Source organism: Variovorax atrisoli (genome assembly GCF_014195185.1).
In the GTDB taxonomy this organism is placed as follows: Bacteria; Pseudomonadota; Gammaproteobacteria; order Burkholderiales; family Burkholderiaceae_C; genus Variovorax; species Variovorax atrisoli.
This window is the reverse complement of the sequence record NZ_JACIBG010000006.1, coordinates 260,027-277,072: the sequence shown is the minus strand read 5'-3', so window position 1 is coordinate 277,072 and position 17,046 is coordinate 260,027. Positions and strand designations below refer to the sequence as shown.

15 protein-coding genes are annotated in these 17,046 nt (G+C 67.3%); 10 read left to right on the top strand and 5 right to left on the bottom strand.

Annotated elements, in window-relative coordinates:
* Positions 1-5: 5 nt before the first annotated feature.
* Positions 6-752, bottom strand: a complete 747-nt coding sequence (locus FHY06_RS21905; protein WP_051127677.1) for an IclR family transcriptional regulator — start codon at positions 750-752, stop codon at positions 6-8.
* A gap of 169 nt (positions 753-921) precedes the next feature.
* Between FHY06_RS21905 and FHY06_RS21900 the strand changes: the two genes are divergently transcribed.
* The 9 genes from FHY06_RS21900 (at position 922) to FHY06_RS21860 (ending at position 9,634) form a co-directional block, all read left to right on the top strand.
* Positions 922-1,908: a Bug family tripartite tricarboxylate transporter substrate binding protein gene (locus FHY06_RS21900; RefSeq protein WP_184606282.1), complete on the top strand. Its 987-nt coding sequence runs from the start codon at positions 922-924 to the stop codon at positions 1,906-1,908.
* Positions 1,909-1,913: 5 nt separating this feature from the next.
* Entirely contained in the window at positions 1,914-2,846 is a 933-nt protein-coding gene (locus tag FHY06_RS21895; protein WP_184606281.1) for an amidohydrolase family protein, read from the top strand.
* Positions 2,843-3,829, top strand: a complete 987-nt coding sequence (locus FHY06_RS21890; protein WP_019657869.1) for a Bug family tripartite tricarboxylate transporter substrate binding protein — start codon at positions 2,843-2,845, stop codon at positions 3,827-3,829. Before FHY06_RS21895 ends, FHY06_RS21890 begins: the two co-directional genes overlap by 4 nt.
* 50 nt (positions 3,830-3,879) lie before the next feature.
* Complete coding sequence (locus FHY06_RS21885; RefSeq protein ID WP_019657870.1) at positions 3,880-4,569, top strand: RraA family protein; 690 nt, start codon at positions 3,880-3,882, stop codon at positions 4,567-4,569.
* On the top strand, positions 4,566-5,495 hold the full coding sequence (locus FHY06_RS21880; protein WP_184606280.1) for an NAD(P)-dependent oxidoreductase: 930 nt from the start codon (positions 4,566-4,568) through the stop codon (positions 5,493-5,495). Before FHY06_RS21885 ends, FHY06_RS21880 begins: the two co-directional genes overlap by 4 nt.
* 42 nt (positions 5,496-5,537) lie before the next feature.
* Positions 5,538-6,530 (top strand): Bug family tripartite tricarboxylate transporter substrate binding protein, encoded by a 993-nt coding sequence (locus FHY06_RS21875; RefSeq protein ID WP_184606279.1) that lies wholly within the window; start codon positions 5,538-5,540, stop codon positions 6,528-6,530.
* 20 nt (positions 6,531-6,550) lie between these two features.
* Positions 6,551-7,513, top strand: coding sequence for a tripartite tricarboxylate transporter substrate binding protein (locus tag FHY06_RS21870; RefSeq protein WP_184606278.1), 963 nt, complete (start codon positions 6,551-6,553; stop codon positions 7,511-7,513).
* 13 nt (positions 7,514-7,526) lie between these two features.
* The gene (locus FHY06_RS21865; RefSeq protein WP_184606277.1) at positions 7,527-8,414 is read left to right on the top strand and encodes an amidohydrolase family protein; all 888 of its coding nucleotides are present in this window, start codon (positions 7,527-7,529) and stop codon (positions 8,412-8,414) included.
* Between the two features lie 290 nt (positions 8,415-8,704).
* Positions 8,705-9,634 carry an SMP-30/gluconolactonase/LRE family protein gene (locus FHY06_RS21860; RefSeq protein ID WP_184606276.1) on the top strand — a complete coding sequence of 310 codons (930 nt, stop codon included), beginning with the start codon at positions 8,705-8,707 and terminating at the stop codon, positions 9,632-9,634.
* A 79-nt stretch (positions 9,635-9,713) separates the two neighbouring features.
* Here the strand turns inward: FHY06_RS21860 and ydiJ are convergent, their stop codons facing one another.
* The 3 genes from ydiJ to FHY06_RS21845 all read right to left on the bottom strand — a co-directional run bounded on the left by ydiJ (position 9,714) and on the right by FHY06_RS21845 (position 14,850).
* Positions 9,714-12,794 carry a D-2-hydroxyglutarate dehydrogenase YdiJ gene (gene ydiJ, locus FHY06_RS21855; protein WP_132754138.1) on the bottom strand — a complete coding sequence of 1,027 codons (3,081 nt, stop codon included), beginning with the start codon at positions 12,792-12,794 and terminating at the stop codon, positions 9,714-9,716.
* A gap of 169 nt (positions 12,795-12,963) precedes the next feature.
* Entirely contained in the window at positions 12,964-13,953 is a 990-nt protein-coding gene (locus FHY06_RS21850; RefSeq protein ID WP_184606275.1) for a Bug family tripartite tricarboxylate transporter substrate binding protein, read from the bottom strand.
* A gap of 21 nt (positions 13,954-13,974) precedes the next feature.
* Positions 13,975-14,850, bottom strand: a complete 876-nt coding sequence (locus FHY06_RS21845; RefSeq protein WP_184606274.1) for an amidohydrolase family protein — start codon at positions 14,848-14,850, stop codon at positions 13,975-13,977.
* An 86-nt stretch (positions 14,851-14,936) separates the two neighbouring features.
* Here FHY06_RS21845 and FHY06_RS21840 point away from each other — a divergent pair, with 86 nt between their 5' ends.
* A complete protein-coding gene (locus tag FHY06_RS21840) occupies positions 14,937-15,902 on the top strand; it encodes a LysR family transcriptional regulator (protein ID WP_026346768.1) in 966 nt (321 codons plus the stop codon).
* 65 nt (positions 15,903-15,967) lie between these two features.
* On the opposite strand, the gene FHY06_RS21835 is transcribed toward FHY06_RS21840, so the two are convergent.
* Positions 15,968-17,044 (bottom strand): L-idonate 5-dehydrogenase, encoded by a 1,077-nt coding sequence (locus FHY06_RS21835; RefSeq protein ID WP_184606273.1) that lies wholly within the window; start codon positions 17,042-17,044, stop codon positions 15,968-15,970.
* Positions 17,045-17,046: the final 2 nt, after the last annotated feature.

Genomic DNA, 17,046 nt, shown 5'->3' with positions numbered 1-17,046 from the left:
TCCCTTCAGGGATGCCAGGTCGACACCACCGCGGGCGTCTGCGCCGTGGGCCGGCCCGCGAGCGCGTAGGAGAGTTCGTTCGCAGCCTTCATGATGGTCTTGGCATGGCCGATCAGCTTGGGCTTGGGCAGCCGGTCTGCCGGTCCCGAGATGCACACCGAGCCCAGCAGCGCCCAGCGCAGCCCGAAGACCGGCGCCGACACCGTGGCCACGTTCTTCTCGCGCTCGCCGATGGAGTAGTGGTAGCCCTTCTTGCGGATGTCCTCGTAGAGCTTTCCGGGCTCGCCCGAGAACGCGAGGATCACGCGTCCCGGTGAGCCGAGGTCCAGCGGGAGCATCGCGCCCATGCGCGCGTGGTGTCTGATGGGCTGCGGCCCTTCGACGCGCGCAAGGCAGGTCCTGGAATTTCCTTCGCGCACGTAGAAGGCGGCGCTCTCGCCCGTTGCCTGCGACAGCGCGAGCAGCATCGGCTCGACCACGCCGTTGGCATCGAAGCTGGCCTGGTAGCGGGCGCCGAGCCAGCCGGCCGCGGGGCCGAGCCGCCAGCCGCCGTCCTCGCGCTGAACCACGTAGCCGGCGAGCGCCAGCGTGCGCAGCAGGCGCAGCGCGGTCGTCTTGTGCATCTGGCTGCGACGCGTGAGTTCCGCGAGCGAGAGGTGCTCGTCCTGCATGCCGAAGGTGTCGAGCAACTGCAGCGCACGGATGACGGCGGTGACTCCGCCCGAGGCCTCGGCATCCGCCTCGCGGGGCATCTCGATCACTTCCTTGCGCACGGATGCGGCTTTCGAATTCTGTTTCACACAGTGGTTCAAGGTCCGTTCAGTGGACCACCATTGTATGGAATGGAACGCAAACCTAAAGTCGCTCCACGCCTCGCAGCACGGCCTGCAGGTGGGCAACGAACGATAAGGAGACACACCCATGCGTACCTCGAGCCTCGGCTCCATTCCCCGCAGCGCGGCCCTCGGCCTCGCCCTTCTTCTCGCCTCGGGCATTGCGGCGGCGCAGGCCTATCCGGCGCGCCCGATCAAGCTCATCGTGCCGTTCCCGCCGGGCGGCGGCACGGACATCATCGCCCGCGAGGTGGCGAACAAGGTCGCGACCTCCGAAGGCTGGACCATCGTGATCGACAACAAGCCCGGCTCGGGCGGGAACATCGGCGTCGACGCGGCAGCCAAGGCCAGCCCCGACGGCTACACGCTGGTGCTGGGCCAGACCAGCAACCTCGCGATCAATCCGTCGCTCTACACCAAGCTGCCCTACGACCCGGTGAAGGATCTCGCGGCAGTCGGCCTGGTCGCATCGGCGCCGCTGGTGGTGGTCGTGTCCTCCGCCTCACCCTACAAGAAGCTGGCCGACGTGGTCGCCGCAGCGAAGGCCAAGCCCACCGCGCTCAACTACGCGAGCTCGGGCAACGGCACCGTGGCCCATCTCGCGACCGAGCAGTTCCAGAAGATCGCAGGCATCCAGCTCACGCACGTGCCGTACAAGGGCGCGTCGCAGGGCATGACCGACCTGGTCGGCGGGCAGATCCAGCTGTACGTGTCGTCGGTGCCGACGCTCATCGCGCAGATCAAGAGCGGACAGCTGCGCGCGCTGGCCGTGACCTCGCTGCAGCGCAACCGCGACCTGCCCGACGTGCCCACCATGGTCGAGGCCGGCTACAAGGACTTCGAGGCCGTCACCTGGTTCGGCGTGGCGGGCCCCGCGGCCATGCCGAAGGACGCGATCGCGAAGCTCAACGCGGCCTTCAACAAGGCCCTCGCCACGCCCGACGTGCAGAAGAAGCTCGCGGCGCAGGGCGCGGAGGTGCTGTCTGGCCCGCCGGAGAAGTTCGCCTCGCTGATCCGCACCGACGGCGTGCGCTGGGGCGCGATCGTGAAGGCCTCGGGCGTCCGACTGGACTGATTCCGATGTCCGGCTCCGTCGTCGCGGGCACCGGTTCGCCCGCCATGCCCACCGCGCCCTTCTCTGCCGGGCACGGACGCGCGCCGGTCGAGGTTCCGCCGGGCGCCTGCGACTGCCATGTTCACCTGTACGACTCGCGCTATCCGCCGGCACCGGGCGCGAAGCTGACGCCGCCGGACGCCACCGCGCACGACTACCGCCAACTGCAGCAGCGCACCGGCACCGAGCGCGTGGTGTTCGTGACGCCCTCCACCTACGGCACCGACAACCGCCCCCTGCGCGATGCGCTCGCCGCCTTCGGCGCACGGGCGCGCGGCGTGGCGGTCATCGACGAGAACATCGGCGACGACGAACTGCGCTCGCTGCACGACTGCGGCGTGCGCGGCATCCGGCTCAATCTCTCGCTCGGCGTCGCGAATACCGCCGCGCAGATCGCACCGCTGGCAAGGCGCATCGCGCCGCTGGGCTGGCACCTGCAGCTGCTCGCGCCAGCACCCCTGCTGGCGCAGCTCGCCGATGTGCTGGAGGACCTGCCCGTGCCCATCGTGTTCGACCACTTCGGGCGGCTCGCACCGTCGATGGCCGGCAGGCACGCGGCGCATGCGCTGGTGCTGCGCCTGCTCGCATCGGGCCGCGCGTGGATCAAGCTCTCGGGCGGTTACATCGTGAGCGAGGAAGGCCCGCCGCACTTCGCGGACGTGGCACCGCTGGCAAGGAGCTTCCTGCAGGCCGCGCCGCAGCGCGTGCTGTGGGGCAGCGACTGGCCGCACGCCAGCGCCAGTGCCGGCCACCAGGCCATGCCCGACGACGCGCAGCAGATGGCATTGCTCGCCGGCTGGACCGCAACAGCGGACGCCCTGCACCGCGTGCTGGTCGACAACCCGGCCGCGCTCTACGGCTTCGACGAACAGAACGATTCTTCCACGGAGACGACATGACCCGCATGCACAGGCGCCGCTTCGGCGCATTGGGCCTGGCCGCGCTCGCCGCGGCGTCGATGCCCGCACTCGCACAGGGCCAGTGGCCCACAGGCAGGCCCATCACCTGGGTCGTGCCCTACCCGCCGGGCGGCACCACCGACATCCTGGGCCGCGCCATCGCGCAGCGCCTGGGCGCATCGCTGGGCACGACGGTGATCGTCGACAACAAGGCCGGCGCCACCGGCACCATCGGCTCCGGGTTCGTCGCACGGTCGGCACCCGACGGCTACACGCTGCTGGGCACCTCGATCGGCCCGCAGGCCATCGTGCCGAACCTGCTGCAGAAGATGCAGTACGACCCCGTCGGCGCCTTCGCACCTGTGACCCTGATCGGGACCATTCCGCACGTGCTGGTCGTCGGCGCCGCGCAGCCGATGCGCACCGTGGCAGACCTCGTCGCTCAGGCGAAGGCGAGGCCCGAGGAACTGTCGTTCGCGTCCGGCGGCAGCGGCACCATCCTGCAGATGCAGGGCGAATTGCTGCGCCTGCAGACCGGCACGCGCATGACGCACGTACCGTACAAGGGCGACACGCCGGCCATCCAGGACGTGCTGGCCGGCCACACCAGCTTCATGTTCGCGCCGGTGGCCGCGGCGCTGCCGCACATCCAGGGCGGCCAGCTGAGGGCGCTGGCCGTCACCTCGGCCGCGCGCCTGAAGGCACTGCCGGATGTGCCCACCATGGGCCAGGCCGGCTTCAAGGATTTCGTGGTCGAGCAGTGGCAGGCGCTCTACGCGCCGGCGGGCACGCCCGCCGCCGTGGTCCAGAAGCTCAACGCCGAGGTGGTGCGCCATCTGAAGGACCCCGAGATCGCCGCGATGGCCGACAAGCTCGGCGTCACCCTCGTGGGCAGCACGCCGCAGCAGCTCGCCGACACCCAGAAAGCGGACCTGGCCAAGTGGGCCAAGGTCATCAAGGACGCGGGCATCAAGCCCGAATGAGCCCCGCCTTTTCCATCTACTCCCAATCCACCACCCAAGAAGGTTTCCCCATGTCATCTCCTCTTCCCGACGTCATTCGCGACTTCGAGCGCGTGCCCGCGAACATCGTGGCGCAGGCGGCCGAGTTCCAGCCCGCCATCCTGGCCGACGTGGCCGGCCGCCGCGGCGCGCTGGACGGCCGCATCAAGGCGCTGCGCCCCCGCATGAAGCTCGCGGGCACCGCGATCACCGTGGAAGTGCGCCCTGGCGACAACCTGATGATCCATGCCGCCATCGCCATGGCGAAGCCCGGCGACGTGCTCGTCATCGACGGCAAGGGCGACCTCAGCTCCGCGCTCATGGGCACGATCATGATGACCGCCTGCCGCCAGCTCGGCATCGCCGGCGTGGTGATGGACGGCGCCTGCCGCGACAGCATCGAGATCGACGAGATGGACTTCCCGGTCTTCTGCACGGGCACCAATCCGAACGGCCCGACCAAGAGCGTCGGCGGGCGCATCGGGCATCCGGTGTCGCTCGGCGGCGTGACGGTGCGTCCGGGCGACTTCGTCATCGGCGACGCCGACGGCGTGGTGGTGGTGGAGCGCGAGAAGATCGAATCGCTGCTGCCGCTGGCCGCGAAGAAGGTGAAGGACGAAGCCGCACGCATCGCCGCCATCAAGCAAGGCGACACGGCCGCCAAGTGGCTCGATTCCGCACTGCGTGCGGCCGGCGTCCTGAAGGAAGGTGAAACGCTGTGACGGCCATTCTGGTGACGGGCGCCGACCTCGCGCCCCAGGCGGTGAAGCTGCTCGAAGGCCACGAGCTCGTCTATGCGGGCAAGACGCCGACCGAGGACGACCTCGTCGCGCTGTGCCGCGCGCACGACCCGGTGGCCATCATCGTGCGCTACGGCAAGGTGGGCGCGGCCGTCATGGACGCCGCGCCTTCCCTGAAGGTGATCTCCAAGCACGGCAGCGGCACGGACACCATCGACAAGGTGGCGGCGCGGGCGCGCGGCATCGAGGTGGTGGCGGCCGTGGGCGCGAACGCGGCGGCGGTGGCCGAGCAGGCGCTCGCGCTGCTGCTGGCCTGCGCGAAGTCGGTGGTGCCGCTGGATGCACGCATGCACGCGGGCCACTGGGACAAGGCGACGCACAAGAGCCTCGAACTCGGCGGCCGTACCATCGGCCTGATCGGGCTCGGCGCCATCGGGCTGCGCTTCGCGCGCATGGTCGATGCGCTGGGCATGCGCGTGCTCGGCTTCGATCCGTACGCGAAGAACCTGCCGGCCCACGTACAGGCCGCGGACCTCGCGACCATCTGGGCCGAGTCCGACGTCGTCTCGCTGCACTGCCCGTTGACCGACGAGAACCGGGGATTGCTGAATGCGGACACGCTGGCGCGCTGCAAGCGCGGCGTGATCGTGGTCAACACCGCGCGCGGCGGGCTGATCGACGAAGAGGCCCTGCTGGCGGCCGTGCGCTCGGGCCAGGTCTTCATGGCCGGGCTGGACAGCTTCGCGGTGGAGCCGATGACCGCGGGCCACCCCTTCCAGGGCGAGAAGAACATCGTGCTGAGCCCGCACATCGGCGGCGTGACCAGCGACGCCTACGTCAACATGGGCGTGGGCGCCGCGAAGAACCTGCTGCAGGTGCTCGAGCGACAGACGGCGGCGAGCAGCTGAAGGCATCGCCGCCATCCAGACCCATAACAAGGAGACAAGACAATGAAGAGCGGCAAGAAGGCCCGCCGGGCCGCGCTCACGCTCGCGCTCGGCCTGCCGGTCGCACTGGCGGTCCACATGCAGGCGCATGCCCAGGCCTGGCCGGCCAGGCCGGTGCGCGTGCTCGTCGGCTTCTCCGCGGGCGGCCCCACCGACGTGGTGGCGCGCGCATTCGCAGACCACGCATCGCGTGCGCTGGGCCAGCCATTCGTCGTGGACAACAAGCCCGGCGCCAACACGATCCTCGCGGCCGAGGCGGTCGCCGCGGCGCCGGCTGACGGCTACACGCTGCTGCTGGGCGCGACGAACCACACGATGATCCCGGCGCTCTACAGCCAGCGCGTGAAGTTCGATGCGGTGCGCTCCTTCGCGCCGGTGTGCTCGCTGGCCGTGAGCCCCACGGTGCTGGTGGTGGGGCCGTCGATGCCGGTGAAGACCTTCGGCGCCTTCCTGCAGGCCGTGAAGGCCGATCCGGGCAAGCGCACCTATGCCACGCCGGGAGCCGGCAGCTCGGGCCACTTCGCGAGCGCGCAGTTCACGCAGCTCACGGGCACCTCGATGAACCACATCCCCTACAAGGGCGCGGCGCAGGCCGTGACCGATCTCATCGGCGGGCAGGTCGACAGCTCCTTCGCCACGCTGGGCTCGGTGCTCGCGCAGGTACACAGCGGCAAGCTGACCGCACTGGCGGTGGCCGCGCCGAAGCGCTCGGCGCTGCTGCCAGGCGTGCCAACCTTCGAGGAGGCCGGCGTCAAGGGCTACACGGCCGACGCCTGGTACGGCCTGCTCGCGCCGGCGAAGACACCGCCCGATGTGCTGGCCACGCTGCGCCGCGTGGCGACCGAGTTCTCCCAGGCGCCGGCCACGCAGGAAAAGCTGCGCTCGCTCGGCATGGAGTCCCGCAACAGCTGCGGCGACGCATTCGGTGCGCAGCTCGCGGGCGAGGTCAGGCTGTACGGCGATCTGGCCCGATCGCTCGACCTCAAGACGGAATGAACGCATACAGAAGGAACATCATGAAATCCATCCGACGCATGCTCGCCGCATGCATCCTCATCGCTGCAGCAGCGACTTCCGCGCAGGCCGCCTATCCGGAGCGCCCCATCACGCTGGTCGTGCCCTATGCACCCGGCGGCTCGGCGGATGCGCTCGCGCGCGTGCTGGCCGTGCGCGTGGGGGTGAAGCTGGGCACCAGCGTGATCGTCGACAACCGGCCCGGCGCCAGCGGCACCATCGGCGCGGGCTTCGTGGCCAAGGCCGCGCCCGACGGCTACACCGTGCTCTACGACGCCACGCCCTACTCGATCAACCCGCATCTCTTCGCGCGCATGCCCTATGCCGCCAATGCGCTGCAGCCGCTCGCGCTCGTCGCGCTGGCGCCCAACATCGTGATCGTGCGCGCCGAATCGCCATTGAAGAGCATCAAGGATCTCGCGGACAAGGCGAAGGCCGAGCCGGGAAAGATCAACTTCGCATCGGGCGGCAGCGGCACCGTGCAGCGGCTCGCGGCGGAACTGCTGCGCCAGCGGCTCGGGCTCGACATGGTGCATGTGGGCTACAAGAGCGGCGGCCCCGCCATCACCGACGTGATGGGCGGGCAGGTCGACTTCATGTTCAGCACCATCGCGGCCTCGTATCCGCTCGTGTCCTCCGGCAAGCTGCGCGCGCTGGCGGTGTCGTCCCCGCAGCGTTCGCCGCGCCTGCCCGAGGTGCCGACCATCGCCGAGACCGTGGTGCCCGGCTACGAGGCCTACGAATGGAACGGCGTCTTCCTGCCGGCCGGCACGCCGGCACCCATCGCGGAGAAGCTGCACAAGGCCATGGTCGAGGCGCTGAAGGAAGAGGAAGTGAAGAAGCGATTCGTCGACGTCGGCGTGCAGCCGGTCGGCTCCACCCCTGCGGAGTTCGCCGATTTCCTGAAGAAGGAAGATGCGAAGTGGGCGGACGTGATTCGCAAGGGCAACATCAAGCTCGACTGAAGACATCGCACGAATGAACGCCACCTCCATCGCGCAGCCGGTTCCCCACTCGGTGGGCCTGGACCGCCCCGCGCCCGCACTGCCCGCGGGCTCGTGCGACAGCCACATGCACATCTTCAACCCGCGCTTCCCCGCCTCGCCGCACTGGAAGCGCCAGCCGCCGCGCGCCGAGGTGGCGGCCTATCGGCTGCTGCAGCAAAGGCTGGGCACCTCGCGCACGGTGGTCGTCAACCCTTCGACCTACGGCACCGACAACGCCTGCACCCTCGATGCGCTCGCGCAGCTGGGCGAACAGGCGCGCGGCGTCGCGGTCGTCGCCGAGGACGTGGCCGACGATGAACTCGACCGCCTCGCGGCGCAGCGCGTGTGCGGCCTGCGCGTGAACTTCGTGACGCCGCAATCCTGGGGCACCACCACGCCGCGGATGCTGACGACGCTGGCGCGCAAGGTGGCGCGGCTGGGCTGGCACATCCAGATATTCGTGCATCCGGAGCAGCTGGTGGAACTCGAGCCGGTGCTCGCCGCGCTGCCGGTGCCGCTGGTCATCGACCACATGGCGCGCATCGATCCGGCCGAAGGTGCAGACGCGGCGGCATTCGCCGTGGCGCGTCGGCTGCTCGACGGCGGCAACACATGGATGAAGCTCTCCGGCGTCTACATGCGCTCGCGCGACGGCGCGCCCGCCTACCGCGATGCCTTCGCGCTGGGCAGGGCACTGGTCGAGGCCGCGCCCGAGCGGCTGGTGTGGGGCAGCGACTGGCCGCACACGACCGAGGCGCCGGGAACGGTGGACGACGCCGCGCTCGCCGACGTGCTCGCAGCCTGGTGCGGCGACGAGGCCGTGCGCAGGCGCATCCTCGTCGACAACCCGGCGAAACTCTATGGATTCGCGGCCGCCTGATCCGCGCCGACCAGGGTCTGTCCACACCATTTCCGGGGTCGCGAAGGGCAGCCAGTGCGGGCCAATCAAGGCGCGCGACGACGCGTGTGCATGCGCACACGCTAGAAGTGCAACGCCGAGTGGCCCGCCCTGGCTGCCCTTCCCGCAGGGTTGGTGCTCCAAGGGGCTGGATGCAAGGCGCCCGCGCGCAGCAAGGCTTTCGCCTTGCAAGTGCGGGCAACGCCGCAGACGGCCCCTTGGAGCACCAACGCGACCCCGAAAATAGTGTGAACAGACCCTAGGACCCCTATATGTACTTCCTGCAAGCGCCCCAGGTGCTGGAGCTCCAGACCTTCACCAGCATGCCCGAGCATTTCCGGCGCCGCGAGCCGAGCGTGTGGGCCGAGGCCAACCGCGGCGGCCAGCCGACCGACTCCTTCCTCGAAGGGCCGGTGTTCGACGACGCCGGCAACCTCTATGTCTCGGACATTCCCTTCGGCCGCATCTTCCGCATCGACGCCTCGGGCGAATGGACGCTGGTCGCCGAGTACGACGGCGAACCGAACGGCATGAAGTTCATCGACGCGAACACGCTGCTCGTCACCGACTACAAGAACGGCCTGATGCGCGTGGACGTGCGCACCGGCAGCGTCGCGCCGCATCTGCGGCGGCGCAACACCGAGAGCTTCAAGGGCGTGAACGACCTGGTGCTGGATGCGCGGGGCAACGTCTACTTCACCGACCAGGGCCAGAGCGGGCTGCACGACCCGTCGGGACGCCTGTATCGCCTGCGGCCCGACGGACAGCTCGAACTGCTGCTGTCGAACGTGCCCAGCCCCAACGGCGTGGCGCTCTCGCCCGACGGCAAGGTGCTCTACCTCGCCGTGACCCGCGGCAACTGCATCTGGCGCGTGCCGCTGCTCGCGGACGGCAGCGTCGCCAAGGTGGGCCAGTTCTTCACCTCCTACGGCCCGAGCGGCCCCGACGGCCTCGCGGTCGACGCGCTGGGGCGTCTGCTGATCGCCAACCCGGGCCTCGGCGTCGTCTGGGTGCTCAATGCGCGCGCGGAACCGGTCGTGGTGCTGCGCGGCCCGGTCGGAGCCTCGACAACCAACATCGCCTTCGGCGGGCCGGACCGCTCCACGCTGTTCGTCACCGATTCGACGCACGGCAACGTGCTGAAGGCCGAGCTCGACGCGCCGGGCGTGGAGCTGCATCGATTGAACGACGAGAGTGCATGAGCTTTGCTTGGCGGCTCGAGCATGGCACGAGTACTCGCGAATGCAGTTGCCGAGTCAGTTCCTCATCGCTTACCACAGGTCATTGCCGTTGGCCTGTCGCAGGTGACGCAGTCTGGGTATGGAACTGGAGCAATACCTCCACAGGATGCCGGAGATGCCGGCCCTCCATTCGCTTGGCTTGGCTGCGGCAGGAGTAGCCCGTCGCGAGGAACTCCGTCTTCTGCGTCTCCCCGTCCTTCAGTATCGGCGCCCAAGACAGCGAATAGATATGGCGGGAAGTCTCGACGTTCACGCTCTCATGGCCATAGGTCCCCGACATGCCGCAACAGCCGCTGGCTTGCTGCTGGAGCTTCAATCCGGCGCGGGCGAATACATCGGGCCACAGGGCTGCGGCCGCAGGCGCGTTCGTCCTTTCGGTGCAGTGGCCCAGAAGCCGGAAGTCCCCCGCTGCGGGTTGCGGCTTTATCGGAGGCAGAGCATCCAGCAGCCACTCCTGCGGAAGCTGCACGGCGGGAGGCATTTCCAGCGAGGCAAGCTTCGCGTATTCCTGGCGATACACGAGTGTCATGGCGGGGTCGAGGCCGACGAGGGGAACGCCGCATGACCCCAGTTCGTCGAGCATTGCCACGTTCTTGAGCGCCGCACGGCCGAACCCCTGCAGAAAGCCGAGGACATGAAGCGGCTTGCCGTTGGGCATGAAAGGCGCCAGCCACACCGTGTAGCCGAGTCGTGAGGCAAGTTCGATGAATGCGGAGAAAACGTGCGTATCGAAATAGCGCGTAAAGGCATCTTGAACGAGAACGACGGACCGGGCCCGCTGCGCATCCGTCAGAGCCATCAGTGAGCGCGTAGTGGCAGTGCGTACGCCCCAGCGACGCAGCGTGGCCTGGAAGTCGAAGCGGCTGAGCAACGGACTATCGACCATGCCCGCATGTCGCTCAAGCATGCGGCGCAAGAGGTTGGAGGACATTGCGGCGTTGTAGAGCCACGGAACTCGCGCGAAGAACGGCACGCTGTATTCGAGCGAGCCGATCAGATAGTCCTTGATGGGCCGCGGGTAGCGGGAGTGATACAGCTCCAGGAAGCGCGAGCGAAAATCCGGGACATTGACCTTGACAGGGCACTGCCCCGCGCACGACTTGCAGGCGAGGCAACCGCTCATCGCTTCGTAGACTTCATGGGAAAAGTCATCGGAACCACCGTTGCCGGCCGCCACGCGACGACGGCCGGTCTTCCAGCGCCTGACGAATCCGACGACGAACGAAGGCTGCTGCGCCGCCACCCCGAGTACGTCGACCCCAGCGTTGCCCTGCAGGCGCAGCCACTCTCGCATCAGAGCGGCGCGGCCCTTAGGGGAATGCCTGCGTTCACGCGTGGCCTTCCATGAGGGGCACATCGCATCGTCAGGGTCGAAGTTGTAGCAGGCGCCGTTGCCGTTGCAGCGAACCGCACTTGCATGGCTTTGCCAGACACGCTCGTCGATCTGGCGATCGGCGTCGGCGCGCAAAGGGACTTCGTCGATACGCAGCAACTCTGCAGGCTGGCCCGCGGGAGTGGCGATCTTTCCCGGATTCAGCTGGTTGTATGGGTCGAACGCAGCCTTGAGTTCCTGCAGTGCCGGAAACAACGGACCGAAGAACTTGGGCGCGTACTCGGATCGAACGCCCTTCCCGTGCTCGCCCCACAGCACGCCGCCGTACTTCAGCGTCAAGCTGGCGACCTCATCGGAGATCGTGCGGATCAAAGCCGCGTGGCCTGCGTTTCTCAGATCCAGCGCCGGCCGGACATGAAGCACGCCCGCATCCACATGGCCGAACATGCCATAGCGCAGCCCGTGGCCATCGAGCAGCGCCCTGAATTCCTCGATGTACTCGGCGAGCTTCTCGGGCGGCACTGCAGTGTCTTCGACGAAAGGCTGGGGCCGGGCCTCGCCCGGCACGTTGCCCAGCAATCCGACAGCGCGCTTGCGCATGGCGTAGACCTTGTCCACGCAAGCCTTCCCCCAGGCGACCGTGTGGCCGATGCGAGCCGCAGTTGCATCGTCATCGAGATGACCGACGAAGGCCGCCAAACGCTCGCGCAGCTCCTCCTGCGAGTCTGCGCAGAATTCGATCAGGTTGATGCCGCGAGTCGGCAGCCTGTCGGCATCGACGGGGAAATACTCGGCCACGTCTTGCCAGACGATGTCGCCCATCGCCAGGTTCAATACCTGCGAATCGACCGTCTCGATCGACAGCGGGCGATGCTGCATCAGGAATCGTGCGTCCCGCAGAGCATCCATGAAGCTGGCGTACCGAACATTGACCAGCACCGAATATCGGGGAATGGGCAGCAGCCCGATCTCGGCCTCGACCACGAATCCCAGCGAACCCTCGGCACCGCACAGGACGCTGTTGAGATTGAAGCGATCGCCGGGTTCCCTGAGGTGCGCCAGGTCGTAGCCGGTGAGGCAGCGATTCAGCGGAGGAAAACGCGCGGCGATCAGGTCGGCGTGCTGGGTGGCGATCCGGTGTGCGCAGCGCCACACGGCGCCCACCGGCCCGTCTTCCTGCAGCAGCACCCGTAGTTCATCGGCATCGACAGACCTGCTCGAGAAGCGATTGCCGCCCAGCATGACCATGTCCAGTTCCAGCACATGGTCGCGCGTCTTGCCGTAGGTGCAGCTTCCCTGGCCGCTCGCGTCCGTGTTGATCATCCCGCCGATCGTGGCGCGGTTGGAGGTCGACAGCTCCGGGGCGAAGAAGAGTCCGTGCTCTTGCAGCGCAGTGTTCAGTTGGTCCTTGACCACGCCCGCCTGCACCCTGGCCACCCGCCGGATCGGATCGATCCAGAGGATCCGATTGAGATGCCGGGACAGGTCGACCGCGATGCCGTCCGTCAGCGACTGCCCGTTGGTGCCCGTCCCCCCGCCTCGCGCAGAGACAACCACTTGCCGATGCTCCGGCGCCCCGAGCAGCCTTGCGAGTATCTCGACGTCGGCCGCATCCAGCGGAAAGACCACGGCCTGGGGCAGGCGCTGATAGATCGAATTGTCCGTGGAGAGGACGGTGCGGTCGGCGTATCGCGGCGAGATCTCGCCCCGAAAGCCGGCGGCGGCCAATGCATGTAGAAAACGCCGGTAGCCGCTTTGCAGCGCGACAGGGGCTGGAATGATCTCGATCAATTTCGGGGTTCCACTATTGCAAGGAGCAGTCGACCTGCCTGCCGTGGCTGCAAGCGCGTGGGCGGGAGAGCCTGTAGCGCTTCCCCCAACAGACAGCGCCTGCACAGCCGCGCCTTCAGAGAAGCCACGCGCATCGCGATCCTCTCGCCACGCGTTTCGAATCCGATCAATCGGACTTCAGACGCCCCTGCTTGACCATCTGCGCAGCCAACGCTGCCTCGGCGGTGACCAGCTTCTGGAGCGCGGCGCCGGAGCCTCCCACGGGCTCGCTGCCCAAATCTCTTATCACGTTGGAAAACTCCGGCTGGGCCACGGCCTTGGTGGCCCAATCCTGCAGGCTGGCAACGCTGGCAGCAGGCGCGCCCCGGGGCACGAACAATCCGACGAAGGTGGTTGCATCGAACGAAGGCAAGCCCAGTTGAGCAAGTGTCGGCACGTTCGCAAGAAGCCCGCCGGCCTGAGGGCCCAGCACGACGAGAGCACGCAACGCGCCAATCTTGATGTGCGGGGTGGAGCTCGTGATCTGGTCGACCACGGCGTCGATCTGGCCGCCCATCAGATCGACCAGAGCGGGACCCGATCCCTTGTAGGGCACGGCATTGACCTGGGCCTTGGCGGAGTCCTCAAACTGGAGCAGCGCCAGGTGGTTGGGAGACCCGGGTCCTGCATGGCCGACCGTCACGCTCTGGCTGGCAGCCTTGGCGGCCTTGAGGAAGTCCGCCGCGGTCTTGAATCGCGCGTCGTTGGCGCGCACGACCACGACGACCGGCGTACGGCTGAGCACTGCAACGGGCGTCAGGCTGTCGGCCTTGTAGGGCAGCTTGATGATCTCCGGGAGGGTTCCCAATTGTCCGGGGGTCGCTACCAACAAGGTATGCCCGTCGGGCTCGGCCCTCGCAACCGTGCCTGTTCCTACGGCGCCGCCGCCGCCAGCTCGGTTGTCGATGACCACGGACTGCCCCACCAGCTTGGCCAGCGGCACGCTCAGCGAGCGCGCGACGATGTCCACGTTCCCTCCCGGTGCGAAAGGAACCACCAAGGTGATCGGCTTCGAAGGAAAGCGGCCCTGCGCATTGGCGGGCTGAAATGCGGCGCAGGCAGCGAGCGATGCGGCACCTTGCAGGAAAATCCTGCGGCTGCTTTTATGAGTGAACATGAACGTCCCTTTTTGAAAAATTCAGTCGTTCCAATAAAGCCGGGTCGGGTTGTCTACCAGGGCCTTGCGCCTGATTTCCTCGGGAAACCAGTGAGTGATCAGGTTTGCCAACTCGATGCTGGCGGTCGACGTCGCGTCGATGCCGGGATGGGGCCAGTCCGAGCCCCAGACGACGCGATCAGGATTCGCTCGCGCCAGGCTGTGCGCGAGCGGCAGCACGGAGGGATCGACGCCCGAGCCAGTCGCGGATATCCGGTACGCGCCCGAGAACTTGACCCAGGCGCATCCCTCTTGAAGCAGGCTTCGAAGGCCTCCGACGCCCCTGCTGTCGAGGTCACCGCAGTTCGATGGATGGCCGAAGTGGTCCACCACGACGCTCATGCCCTTTTCGGTCATGCGCTGGACGAGGTCGAAATCAGAATCGATGTTCACGAGCAGTTGGATATGCCATCCAAGGCCCTTCACTCGATCCGCAATGGATTGCAGGCCGGCGGCGGAAACACCTCCGCTGAACAGCGCATTGCATCTGGCGCCCCTGACTCCGATTCGATGGAGTTCCTCTATCTCAGCATCCGGCGTGTCTTCGAAGATCACGGCCACGCCGCGCATGCTGCCGGGAACAGCCTCGACCAGTGTGCGTTTCAGCAGCGAGTGATCGCGGCCATACACGCTCGGCTGGACGAGAACGCAGCGATCCATGCCCAAGGGCGCATAGGCAGACCAATACTGTTCGATGGTGGCCGGCGGCGGGGTATACGAGCGCTCCGCGATGAACGGGAATTCCTCCGAAGATCCGAAAACATGCAGGTGCGTGTCGCATGCGCCCTCGGGAAAGATTCTTTGCTTTTCACCAGGAAGCGCTTGGGGGGCTGCGCCTTGGCGGCCTGTGATTGCCATGGATTCCGTACTGTCTGGTTGAGATGCAGGCCGGATTGTTTTGGCTCGACCCGCTGTCAGTCAAATTCATTACAATCATCATTGAGATGAATGAAATTCAGCCATCCGCCAACCAGGATCGCGCAGCAATCAACCTCCGCCGAGTCGACCTCAACCTTCTGGTGATGTTCGAAGCGCTCGTCGAAGAGCGAAGCGTCAGCAAGGCGGCAGCCAGGCTTAACCTGACTTCTTCGGCAGTGAGCCACGCGTTGCGCCGTCTGAGGGAGCAATTCAAGGATCCCCTGATGCTGCGAACCGCGGAAGGCATGGTTCCGACCCCAGAGGCCGTTCGCCTGGCGAAGAGTTTCCGAAAGGCCTTCAGCGAAATCGAGAACGCCATAGGGGTTGCAGGTGAGTTCGACCCTGCCACCGCGAGAAGAACTTTTCTTCTGCGCGTGTCCGACTATGTCGGCATCCTCTTGCTGCCGCGCCTTTGCGTCGAACTTCGGACCGTGGCGCCGGGTGTCAGCCTCCTGGTCCAGTCTTTCGAGATGCGCCAGCCCTCAGACCGCGTCGAATACGAAGGAGTGGAGATCAGGCTCTCCGTCTCCAGGGGGCACTCCGTTCTTTCCGCCTCCAGGCGCATACTGGACGACCGATGGATGGTGTTGATGAGAAGGGGCCACCCTGCGGCATCCTCTCCACTAACCCTGGACAGGTACCTCGAACTCGGTCACCTGAAGGTCTCGGGCGTGGGCAGCAGCATCCTCGATGAACTGCTGGCCGAGCGTGGGCTGGCCCGCCAGGTCATGATCCAGGTGCCTACCTGGCAAGGCATGATGCCGGTGATCGAATCCACGGATCTGGTTGCCGCCATGCCGGCTCACTGGATGGGAAGCGTGCTCTCAGGCTCGAACTGCGTCGCCTTTCCGCTCCCGCTGCCCGAGCTGGCTCTATCCATCGATGCCGTCTGGCATCCTCGCAACGACCACGACCCCGGCCACAAATGGTTCAGGGAGCTGATCCATCAGATCTTCGAGGAAGCGCACAACCGGTCGCACGTGCAAGGCTGAGGGCGATTCGATGAACCGGGCGGGGTCGCTTTGCCCAGCATGATCGAGGCCTTTTTCTCGACGAATCAGGCAACGGCTTCCGCCTGCGCCGCATCTCCCGCGAAGTCGATCAGCACCTTCATCGCCTTGCGCCTGTCGCTCGCCAACTCGAAGGCCTGGCGCGCCTGCAGCATCGGGAATGTGTGCGACACCACCGGGGAAAGGTCGACGCGCCCTTCGTTGATGAGCTTCACCGCCAGCGCGAACTCGGCATGGAAGCGGAACGAGCCGCAGATGCTGAGCTCCTTCGCCACCACCATGTTCTGCGGAATGCTCACGTCGCCGCCCAGGCCGAGCTGCACGACCACGCCGCGCGGGCGCATCACCTCCAGGCCGTCGCGCAGCGCGCGCTCGTTGCCGGAGCATTCGAGCATCACGTCGAAGGTTCCCTTGTCGGCCGAGTAGCGCGAGACCCAGCCCTTGTCCTGCGCGACATTGATCGCGTTGTCGGCGCCCATCGCGCGGGCGATGGCCAACGGCTCGTCGACCACGTCGGTGGCCGTGATCTCGGCCGCGCCGTGCGCGCGCGCCGCCGCGATGGCAAGCACGCCGATCGGCCCGCAGCCCGACACCAGAACGCGCCTGCCCAGCAGCGGCCCCGCGCGAGACACGCCATGCAGCCCCACCGAGAACGGCTCGGCCAGCGCGGCCAGCCGCAGCGGCACGTGGTCGGCCACCTTCACGCATTGCGTGGCCTCGCACAGCAGCATGTTGCGGAACGCGCCCTGCACGTGCGGCGTGCGCATCGCGCTGCCGTAGAAGCGCATGTCCAGGCACTGGTTGGGCAGGCCCTCCAGGCAGAACTTGCAGGCGCCGCAGGGTCGGCTCGGGTTGACGGCCACCTTGTCGCCGATGCGCACGCTCTCCACGCCGGGCGCCACCGCCACCACGGTGCCGGCCACCTCGTGGCCCAGCACCATCGGCTCCTTGATGCGCACGGTGCCGAAGCCGCCGTTGTGGAAGTAGTGCAGGTCTGAGCCGCAGATGCCGCCCATTGCGACCTTCACCAGCACCTGGCCGGGGCCGATCTCGCCGGCGTCCTGCTCGTCCAGGCGCAGGTCGTCGGGGGCGTGGATCACGAGGCACATGCAACGCAGGCGCATGG

Excerpts from the sequence above, each read along its gene's own strand:
- FHY06_RS21890 (WP_019657869.1), top strand. The coding sequence starts at position 2,843 with ATGACCCGCATGCACAGGCGCCGCTTCGGCGCATTGGGCCTGGCCGCG.
- FHY06_RS21835 (WP_184606273.1), bottom strand. The coding sequence starts at position 17,044 with ATGCGCCTGCGTTGCATGTGCCTCGTGATCCACGCCCCCGACGACCTG.
- FHY06_RS21875 (WP_184606279.1), top strand. The coding sequence starts at position 5,538 with ATGAAGAGCGGCAAGAAGGCCCGCCGGGCCGCGCTCACGCTCGCGCTC.
- FHY06_RS21850 (WP_184606275.1), bottom strand. The coding sequence starts at position 13,953 with ATGTTCACTCATAAAAGCAGCCGCAGGATTTTCCTGCAAGGTGCCGCA.
- FHY06_RS21865 (WP_184606277.1), top strand. The coding sequence starts at position 7,527 with ATGAACGCCACCTCCATCGCGCAGCCGGTTCCCCACTCGGTGGGCCTG.
- FHY06_RS21905 (WP_051127677.1), bottom strand. The coding sequence starts at position 752 with ATGCCCCGCGAGGCGGATGCCGAGGCCTCGGGCGGAGTCACCGCCGTC.
- FHY06_RS21885 (WP_019657870.1), top strand. The coding sequence starts at position 3,880 with ATGTCATCTCCTCTTCCCGACGTCATTCGCGACTTCGAGCGCGTGCCC.
- FHY06_RS21900 (WP_184606282.1), top strand. The coding sequence starts at position 922 with ATGCGTACCTCGAGCCTCGGCTCCATTCCCCGCAGCGCGGCCCTCGGC.
- FHY06_RS21840 (WP_026346768.1), top strand. The coding sequence starts at position 14,937 with ATGAATGAAATTCAGCCATCCGCCAACCAGGATCGCGCAGCAATCAAC.
- FHY06_RS21895 (WP_184606281.1), top strand. The coding sequence starts at position 1,914 with ATGTCCGGCTCCGTCGTCGCGGGCACCGGTTCGCCCGCCATGCCCACC.
- FHY06_RS21845 (WP_184606274.1), bottom strand. The coding sequence starts at position 14,850 with ATGGCAATCACAGGCCGCCAAGGCGCAGCCCCCCAAGCGCTTCCTGGT.
- FHY06_RS21870 (WP_184606278.1), top strand. The coding sequence starts at position 6,551 with ATGAAATCCATCCGACGCATGCTCGCCGCATGCATCCTCATCGCTGCA.
- FHY06_RS21860 (WP_184606276.1), top strand. The coding sequence starts at position 8,705 with ATGTACTTCCTGCAAGCGCCCCAGGTGCTGGAGCTCCAGACCTTCACC.